Source organism: Pseudomonas sp., assembly GCF_037994325.1.
Lineage (GTDB): Bacteria > Pseudomonadota > Gammaproteobacteria > Pseudomonadales > Pseudomonadaceae > Aquipseudomonas.
Genome location: NZ_JBBNAH010000515.1, coordinates 1 through 8308 on the forward strand (window position 1 = coordinate 1; position 8308 = coordinate 8308).

An 8308-nucleotide genomic window follows, 5' to 3' on the forward strand; every position below is an offset into this window, starting at 1 on the left:
GGAGGCCACTGCGTTGTGCGCGCCGAGGCGCTTGGCTTCTTCCTGCTTGCTAGGCGAGGAGGTGAACGCGGTGACTTCACAGCCCCAGGCATTGAGAAATTTCAGCGCCAGGTGACCAAGGCCGCCGATGCCGACCACGCCGACACGGTCGGTGGGTTTGATATCCAGCTCAACCAGTGGGCTGAACACGGTGGAGCCAGCGCAGAACAGCGGGCCGGCCAGGCTGGGGTCGATGGCTTCTGGAATCGGGATCGCCCAGGCCCAGTGCGCGCGCAGGCGATCGGCAAAACCGCCGTTGCCGCCAATGATGGTCGGTTGCACGGTGCGGCACAGCTGGTGCGAGCCTTCCATGCAAGAAGCGCAGTGCATGCAACTGCCCTTGTTCCAGCCGATGCCCACGCGTTGGCCAAGCTTTAAACCGCGAACCTGATCGCCAACGCGCACCACCTTGCCGACCACTTCATGACCGGGAATAAATGGGTAGCGGGTGCGGCCCCACTCGTTGTCGATCATCGACTGATCGGAATGGCAAATGCCGCAAAACTCCACCGCCACTTCCACCTCTTCGGCGCCGAGTGGGCCTGGGTCGTAGGCGTAGGCTTCGAGCGGGGCGTTGGGCGCGGTGGCGGCCCAGCCGGTGAATGTCTGAACGTCGGAGGTGCTCATGCAAGGCTTCCTTTTTGTTAGAGGGCGCAGCGCAGCAGCATAACCATAGACGCCAATTGATGAAGCGAGATAAGCCAGGCTGATGGTGCATCCATGGCCTCGGGTTACACTGTGCCGCCCGTTTTTCTGCCCGGAATACCCATGTCCCGTCCCCCGCGCCCGCCTGCCAAGCCAGCTCCCCGCCGCGTCGCCAAAGCACCGCCGGCCGAGCCCAAGTTGCTGCTGTTTAATAAACCGTTCGATGTGCTCACCCAGTTCAACGATGAGCAGGGCCGCAGCACGCTTAAAGACTTTATTCCGGTGCCAGGCGTGTACCCGGCCGGGCGTCTGGACCGTGACAGCGAAGGCCTGTTGCTGCTGACCAACGACGGCCAACTGCAAGCGCGCATCGCCGACCCCAAACACAAGCTGGCGAAAACCTACTGGGTGCAGGTGGAAGGCGAACCGAGCGAAGAGCAGCTACAGCAGCTGCGCGACGGCGTGCAATTAAATGACGGGCCGACCTTGCCGGCCGAGGCGCGGCACTTGGCAGAGCCGGACCTATGGGCGCGCAACCCGCCGGTGCGTTTTCGCAAAAGCATTCCCACCGCCTGGCTGGAATTGGTGATTCGCGAAGGGCGCAATCGGCAAGTGCGGCGCATGACAGCGGCGGTCGGGTTGCCGACCCTACGCCTGGTGCGGGTGCGGATTGGGCCGTGGAGTATTGACGGGTTGGGGCTGGGGGAGTGGAAAGAAGTGGACGCCGTTCTATAGCGCCTGCCTGAACAATTCTGGGCCCCCGCCTTCGCGGGGGCGACGGAGCTGGATTAGAAACCTGCGTCTTCCCCGCGAAGGCGGGGATCCAGTTTTGCTGATATGTCGCCGGGCTCTAGAAGCCTTCCAGGCTTCCGATCACTACGGTCTTGATGATAAAGCCCAACACGCCCAGGCCCAGGGCGAGAAACAAGACCATGGTGCCGTATTTGCCGGCTTTGGATTTTTTCGCCAGGTCGTAAACGATAAAGCCCATAAACATCACCAGGCCGCCGACCAGGATGATCATCATCCACTCTTCAAACTTTTCCGGTTCCATTACAACCTCGGGTTTGGCCAATCTTAAACAGTGCGCCCAGGCGTCTGCGCCGGGTCAAGGGCGGCGATTATACGTCAGCACATGGCGTGCGGGCCTGAGGTTCGTCGCCTCAGGTGCGCAGGTGTTGCAAGGGCAACTGGGTGCTGGAAATCACTTGGTTGAGCACAAAGCTCGAACGCACGCTGGTCACGCCTTCGATGCGGGTGAGTTGGCCTAAGAGGAATTTCTGGTAGTGGTCCATATCCGGCACCACCACCTTGAGTTGGTAATCCGCGTCCATGCCGGTGACCAGGCTGCATTCCAGCACTTCCGGGCATTGGCTGATCACCGACTCGAAATGCTCAAAGCGCTCCGGTGTGTGGCGGTCCATACCAATGTTCACGTAGGCGGTCAGGCTCAGGCCGAGTTTCTTACGGTCCAGCAGGGCGACTTGACGGAGGATATAGCCGTCGTCTTCCAGCTGTTTAACCCGCCGCGAACAGGGCGAGGGCGACAGGCCGATGCGTTCGGCCAGCTCCTGGTTGGAGATGCGCGCATCACGCTGCAATTCGGCAAGAATATTCAGGTCGTAGCGGTCGAGGTTGTTCAAGATAGCGCCCCTTTCATTTCTGATTGCGCAACATGGTGCTTTATGAGCTAAAGATTGCGCAAGTCATAACTCAATCAGCAATATTCGCAATCCTCTGTCGCGCGTGCGGGCTTAAGCTTTCACCCAAGTTAAATGACCCGGACGCAAGTCCACCCGGCCCGCCCAATCAGGTGCGCCGAGCCGCCGACCCCACCGGGTCGTTACGGCCACCGGGTCCGCACTGCCCAACCAGGCGGGCGACACAGGCAGCGACACAATCGCCAGCAGCGGACGAGATATCAAGGGAGGCCCGGGCCTCCCTTTCTTTTGCCTGTAAGAAAGGGAGAATTTTGCGCTGGCTGCAACTCCGTAAACCCCCGTTGTCGAAGCTGATACCAATCGGCTACAAATGCTCGCCGCTCAATAACGACGGCAGCCGCCCCCGGAGTAGAAAGTCATGAAGTCGCAGATCTGGCGCCTGGCAGGTGTAAGCGTGCTGTCCTTGGCGATGTTTGCTAATGCGCTGGCCGATGACGTGCCGGATGGCCGGCCGGGCATGGGCGGCGGTGGCCCGCAGCGCGATCAAGGCCGTGGCAATTCGGGCGGCGGCTATCAAGGTGGTCACCAAGGTGGCGGTAACCAGGGCGGCGGTCAGCAGAACCCTCGCCCACCCCAGCAGCAACCACCGCAAAACCAAGAGCGCCAGTCCAACGCCGGCAGAGCCGCGCAACGTGAGCGTGAAGCGGCGGTGCAGAAACAAAATGATCGTCGCGAGTTCGTCGACAACTACAAGGGCGGCCCGATCCCGTCCTCGCAAACCGGCGGCGGGCAGAAGCCCGCCAACCCCGGTAACGGCGGTGGCAATAATCACGGCGGCAACGGCTGGAACAATGACCATAACGGCGGCCATAACAACGGCGGCCATAACAACGGAAATAACAACGGCGGTTATGGCGGCGGCTACAACGGTGGTGGCTACCACGGCGGCCGCGACGATGACGACAACCATGGCCGCCCAGGCAACGGCGGCCAGCAATGGCAAGGCTCGGGACAGATTTCCGGCGGCAAACCGCCGCAGGGTAATCAGTGGAACGGCGGGCGCCCTGGCGGCGGTTGGGGTTCAGGCCCGCATTGGCAGCCGGGCTATCGGGTTAACAACATTCCCGCCGGCCGTTGGCGCGTGCCCCATGGCGGTATCGACTACTACTACGCCGACGGCTATTGGTACCGCCCTTATGGTCCGAGCTATATCGTCGTCACGCCGCCCTATGGGGTGCGCGTGCGTACCTTGCCGTCGTATGCCGAGCAGTTGTGGATTGGCAGCGCGTTGTACTTTATCGCTGCCGGCACCTACTACCTGTACGAGGCCGACCGTCAGGAATACGTAGTCGCCAGCCCACCGGTGCAAGTCACCAGCAACAATGGTTGGCAGGGCAATGGCTATGACGTGGTGGCTTATCCGGCCAATGGCCAAAGCCAGGCGCAACAGGCTCAGGACCGTTACGACTGCCACCGTTGGGCCGTTAACCAAAGCGGCTTCGACCCCTCACAGGCGACCTACGCACCGACAGCTAACGTGGCGGATGTTTACCGTCGTTCGCTCGGGGCGTGTCTGGCAGGGCGCGGTTACAGCGTGAACTAACCGTAGCGACGGTGGCGCGCACCACGGCATAAATCGGCGTATTGGTGCGCACCGGTCACACCCTACGTTGCGGTTTTTTTCACGATTTCCTGCGGGTCGGCATGCACCAGCACTTCGGCTCGCGGGTAGGCGGCAATAATCGCCGCCTCTACCTGCTCGCACAGCCCATGGGCTTCGGTCAGGCTTAGCGCGCCGGGCAATTCCAGGTGCAGTTGCACAAACCAATGGGTGCCGGAAATGCGCGTGCGCAGGTCGTGGGCGCCAAGCACGCCAGGCACTTGGCAGGCGATAGTGAGCATGTCGGCGCTGACATCCACCGGCAGCTCTTCATCCATCAACACCGCCACCGCTTCGCGGGCAATTTGCACCGCGCTCCAGAGGATGTAGACGGCAATCCCCAAGCCGAATAAAGCATCCAACTGCTGCCAACCAAACCAGGCCAATACCAGCGCCAGCAGAATGCTGCTGTTGAGCAGCAAGTCGGAGCGGTAGTGCAGCGAGTCGGCGCGAATGGCGGTGGAGCCGGTCACTCGAATCACATGGTATTGGAACGCCAGCAACGCCACCGTTAACGCCAGCGACAGCAGCATTACGGCGATGCCGAGCTCTGGTGAGCCCAGCGGTTCGGGGTGGCGCAAATGTTCCACCGCCTGAACCGCCACCAGCACCGCACTCACGGCAATAAACAGCGCCTGAGCAATGGCCGATAACGCTTCGGCTTTGCCATGGCCATAACGGTGATCGTCGTCGGCGGGGCGCAAGGAATAGTGCACCGCCAGCAGGTTGAGCAGCGACGCCGCGCCATCCAGCAGCGAGTCGGTCAAGCCGGCCAGCAGACTGACCGAACCACTCAGCCACCAGGCCACGCCTTTGGCGACAATCAGCGTACAGGCGACTGTCAGTGAGGCCAGCGTGGCTTGGCGAAGAAGGCGCTCGTGCGCCGCGCTCAGTTTCATGCGGCCGGTTGCAGACCCAGCGCGGCCAGTTGTTGCAGGCTGCCGGTACGTTGGATCAGGCGCGGGTCATCCAGCGGCAAGCTGCGGCCGGTTTCCTGTTCGATCAGCGCTTTGAGGCGCACGTTGTCGACCTTGCCGTCGCTGCCGATGGTGTCTTGCAGTTTTTGTGGGTCGATTTGCGCGCTCTGGCCTTCGGGGAAGTAGATAGCGCCGGTGGCAAAGTCGATGCCGAAGGCGATCAGGCCGGGGATGATATAGAACAGCAAACCAATGGCATCGAGGCCCGCCACCACGGGGTCGATTTTGCCTTCGATCTGCCCGCGACGATCCGGGAAAAAGATGCTGCCGCACGCGCTCAACTGGGTGAGCAAGGCAACGATCAATGCACCGCCAACAACACGAGACCTAACGCGCATAACAACTACCTCCATGGAAAAGTGGGGCAACTATACAAGCCGCGCACGCCGACCGCAGCAAGCGCGCAAGGCTAAGACCGCGAGTGGGCAGCGGCCGTTCGCCGTTATACTCGCCAGCCTACTCTGAACGTTGCCAATGACTTTTCCATGTCCCTGACGCCACTGCCTATCGACGCCGTTTTACCCGCCCTGCGCGCCGCCCTCGCCGAGCGCCACGAAGCCGTGCTGGAAGCGCCGCCCGGCGCCGGTAAAACCACCCGCGTGCCGCTGGCGCTGCTAGACGAAAGCTGGTTGGCCGGGCAGTCGATCATCATGCTCGAACCGCGCCGCCTGGCCGCGCGTGCCGCGGCGGAGCGCTTGGCCAGTGAGCTGGGCGAAGTGGTTGGTGGCACGGTCGGTTATCGCATTCGCCTGGAAAGCAACGTCAGCGCGGCCACCCGAATCGAGGTGGTGACCGAGGGCATTCTCGCCCGACGTTTGCAGGAAGATCCGGCGCTGGAAGGGGTCGGCCTGGTCATTTTCGACGAATACCACGAGCGCAGTCTGGATGCTGATCTGGCCCTGGCGTTGACCCTCAATGGCCGCGCCTTGCTGCGTGACGAGCCGCCGTTAAAAGTGCTGTTGATGTCCGCGACCTTGGAGGGCGAACGGCTTTCGGCGTTGCTCGACAACGCGCCGGTGGTGCGCAGTGAAGGGCGCATGTTCCCGGTGGAAACCCATTGGGGGCGGCCGTTTCAACCGGGCGGCCCGTATGCCAAAGAAGGCCTTGAGCCGCGTGTGGTGCAAACCGTATTGCAGGCGTTGAACGACGAGCCTGGCAGCGTGCTGGTGTTTTTGCCGGGGCAGGGTGAGATCCGTCGCGTTAACGATCAGCTCGGTGAAGCGCTGCAGGGGCGCAGCGACATTCTGCTTTGTCCGCTGCATGGCGAACTCGACCTTAGTGCCCAACGTGCCGCCATCGAACCGGCGCCTGCGGGCAAACGCAAAGTGGTGCTGGCCACCAATATTGCCGAAACCAGCCTGACCATCGACGGCGTGCGCGTGGTGGTAGATGCCGGTTTTGCCCGGGTACCGCGCTTCGACCCCGGCAGCGGCATGACCCGTCTCGACACCCAGCGTATCTCTCGCGCCAGCGCCACCCAGCGCGCCGGCCGAGCTGGCCGTTTACAGCCGGGCGCCTGTTATCGCTTGTGGTCGCAGGCGCAGCACGAGCAAATGGCCGCCTATGGCAGCGCCGAAATTCTTCAAGCTGACCTCGCCGGCCTGGCGCTACAACTGGCGCGCTGGGGTGTAACACCTGCCGAACTGGCCTGGCTGGATGCGCCGCCGAGTGCGTCCTATGCCCAGGCGCAAGACTTGCTGGTGCGTCTCGGAGCGTTGCAGAACAACGGCCAATTAACGCCGCACGGTCAGGCCATGGCCGAGTTGCCCGCCCATCCGCGTATCGCCCATTTACTCTTGCGCGGCCAGGCGTTGGGGCTCGGAAGTCTCGCTTGCGATGTTGCCGCCTTGCTCGGCGAACGGGATATCCAACGCGGCGGTGGTGCCGACTTGCACAGCCGGTTGGCCTTGCTGAGCGGTGAAGAGCGCGGGCACCGAGGCGGGCAGGGCGGTGTACAACGTGCTCGGCAATTGGCCAAACAATTTAAAAGCTACTTGCGTGGTAAGCCGACAGAGCAGGTCAGCGACCCGGATCACCCGCGCTGGCTCGGCGCCTTGCTGGCGTTCGCCTATCCCGATCGCGTTGCCCAACAGCGCCGTGCCGGTGGTGGCGAGTACCGCCTGGCCAACGGCCGCGCCGCGCAGTTCGGTGAGCCCGATGCGTTGATGAAACAGCCTTGGCTGGTGGTGGCCGAACTGGGCAGCCGCCAGGGCCAGCGTGAAGAACGGATCTATCTGGCCGCCGACCTCGACCCGCAGTTGTTCGACAGCGTATTGCGCGAGCAAGTAACCGTGCGCGAAGAACTGGAATGGGACGAACGCGAAGGCGCACTCAAGGCTGAACGGCAATGGCGGGTTGGCGAGCTGGTGCTGAACCGCGAACCGCTTAAAGACCTCGACGAAGCCACCCGCAGCCGCGCCTTGCTTGGCCTGGTGCGACGCAAAGGTTTAGAGCTGCTGCCCTGGACCTCAGAACAGCGCCAGTGGCAGGCCCGTATTGCCTTGCTGCGCCGGCTCGACCTGGCTCAGGGCGACAGCAGCGAATGGCCCGATGTCAGCGACGCCGCGTTGTTGGCCGGGCTGGAAAAATGGCTGCAACCTTACCTCGGCAAAGTCACCCGCCTAAGCCACTTCGGCAACCTGGAGTTGCACAACATGCTGCAAACCCTGCTGCCCTGGCCGCTGCCACAACGCCTGGAAGAGCTGGCGCCCAAGGCGGTGGAAGTGCCTTCGGGTTCGCGCATCGGCATCGACTACAACGAAGAACCACCCGTGCTCGCCGTGCGTATGCAGGAACTGTTTGGCCTGGCCGATACGCCGCGCATTGCCGGCGGCCGCCAGGTGGTGAAACTGCACTTGCTGTCACCGGGGCGCAAGCCGGTGCAAGTCACCCAAGACCTGGCCAGCTTCTGGCGCAACACCTATGCCGAAGTGAAGAAGGAACTGAAGGGACGCTACCCCAAGCACTACTGGCCGGATGACCCGTTGATTGCCGAGCCGACCGCGCGGGCTAAACCGCGGAAGTAAACCGTGTGGCGGCAGTTTTGTAGGGTGTGCTGTGCGCACCATGGCGACAGCGCGAATATCGAGTGGTGCGCACACCGTGCGCGTACCGGCACACCCTAAGGTTTAGTCGTGTTTTTCCGGCAACAAAAACCGCGCTATCAGCGGCAAATGATCGGAGATGCGCAAGGTATCCACCTGCCGCACATTCGCCGCCACGCGCGCCAACATCGGGCTGTGGAAGAGGTAGTCGAGGGTGCGGTCTGGCCCGCTGGCTTGTGGGTCGTTGGGGTAGTGGGTGTACCAGGCAGCTTGATCCGGACC

At 62.5% G+C, this 8308-nt stretch carries 8 protein-coding genes and 1 pseudogene; 3 read left to right on the forward strand and 6 right to left on the reverse strand.

Translation table 11 applies throughout. From position 1 onward, the window contains the following. Positions 1-666, reverse strand: a 666-nt coding sequence (locus AAAB16_RS17320; protein ID WP_340664436.1) for an alcohol dehydrogenase catalytic domain-containing protein, incomplete at its 3' end; no start/stop codon positions are given. Between the two features lie 141 nt (positions 667-807). On the opposite strand from AAAB16_RS17320, the gene AAAB16_RS17325 reads away from it, so the two are divergent. Then, entirely contained in the window at positions 808-1419 is a 612-nt protein-coding gene (locus AAAB16_RS17325) for a pseudouridine synthase (RefSeq protein WP_340664437.1), read from the forward strand. Positions 1420-1534: 115 nt separating this feature from the next. Here the strand turns inward: AAAB16_RS17325 and AAAB16_RS17330 are convergent, their stop codons facing one another. Beyond that, positions 1535-1738 carry a DUF2788 domain-containing protein gene (locus AAAB16_RS17330; RefSeq protein WP_110617246.1) on the reverse strand — a complete coding sequence of 68 codons (204 nt, stop codon included), beginning with the start codon at positions 1736-1738 and terminating at the stop codon, positions 1535-1537. 109 nt (positions 1739-1847) lie between these two features. Further along, entirely contained in the window at positions 1848-2327 is a 480-nt protein-coding gene (locus AAAB16_RS17335; RefSeq protein ID WP_110617247.1) for an Lrp/AsnC family transcriptional regulator, read from the reverse strand. 436 nt (positions 2328-2763) lie between these two features. Between AAAB16_RS17335 and AAAB16_RS17340 the strand changes: the two genes are divergently transcribed. Continuing rightward, complete coding sequence (locus AAAB16_RS17340) at positions 2764-3948, forward strand: DUF6515 family protein (protein ID WP_340664438.1); 1185 nt, start codon at positions 2764-2766, stop codon at positions 3946-3948. Positions 3949-4010: 62 nt separating this feature from the next. On the opposite strand, the gene AAAB16_RS17345 is transcribed toward AAAB16_RS17340, so the two are convergent. Together AAAB16_RS17345 and AAAB16_RS17350 are read right to left on the reverse strand one after the other, a co-directional pair. Continuing rightward, positions 4011-4904 (reverse strand): cation diffusion facilitator family transporter, encoded by an 894-nt coding sequence (locus AAAB16_RS17345; protein ID WP_340664439.1) that lies wholly within the window; start codon positions 4902-4904, stop codon positions 4011-4013. After that, entirely contained in the window at positions 4901-5320 is a 420-nt protein-coding gene (locus tag AAAB16_RS17350; RefSeq protein ID WP_340664440.1) for a polyribonucleotide nucleotidyltransferase, read from the reverse strand. Before AAAB16_RS17350 ends, AAAB16_RS17345 begins: the two co-directional genes overlap by 4 nt. Before the next feature lie 153 nt (positions 5321-5473). On the opposite strand from AAAB16_RS17350, the gene hrpB reads away from it, so the two are divergent. Further along, positions 5474-8008, forward strand: coding sequence for an ATP-dependent helicase HrpB (hrpB, locus tag AAAB16_RS17355; RefSeq protein ID WP_340664441.1), 2535 nt, complete (start codon positions 5474-5476; stop codon positions 8006-8008). A gap of 102 nt (positions 8009-8110) precedes the next feature. On the opposite strand, the pseudogene AAAB16_RS17360 reads toward hrpB, so the two are convergent. Next, a pseudogene (locus AAAB16_RS17360) lies at positions 8111-8308 on the reverse strand (endonuclease/exonuclease/phosphatase family protein); the annotation flags it as partial.

What these genes read in the sequence shown, in the direction of transcription:
- AAAB16_RS17325 (WP_340664437.1), top strand. Translation starts at nt 808, where the DNA reads ATGTCCCGTCCCCCGCGCCCGCCTGCCAAGCCAGCTCCCCGCCGCGTC.
- AAAB16_RS17330 (WP_110617246.1), bottom strand. Translation starts at nt 1,738, where the DNA reads ATGGAACCGGAAAAGTTTGAAGAGTGGATGATGATCATCCTGGTCGGC.
- AAAB16_RS17340 (WP_340664438.1), top strand. Translation starts at nt 2,764, where the DNA reads ATGAAGTCGCAGATCTGGCGCCTGGCAGGTGTAAGCGTGCTGTCCTTG.
- AAAB16_RS17345 (WP_340664439.1), bottom strand. Translation starts at nt 4,904, where the DNA reads ATGAAACTGAGCGCGGCGCACGAGCGCCTTCTTCGCCAAGCCACGCTG.
- AAAB16_RS17350 (WP_340664440.1), bottom strand. Translation starts at nt 5,320, where the DNA reads ATGCGCGTTAGGTCTCGTGTTGTTGGCGGTGCATTGATCGTTGCCTTG.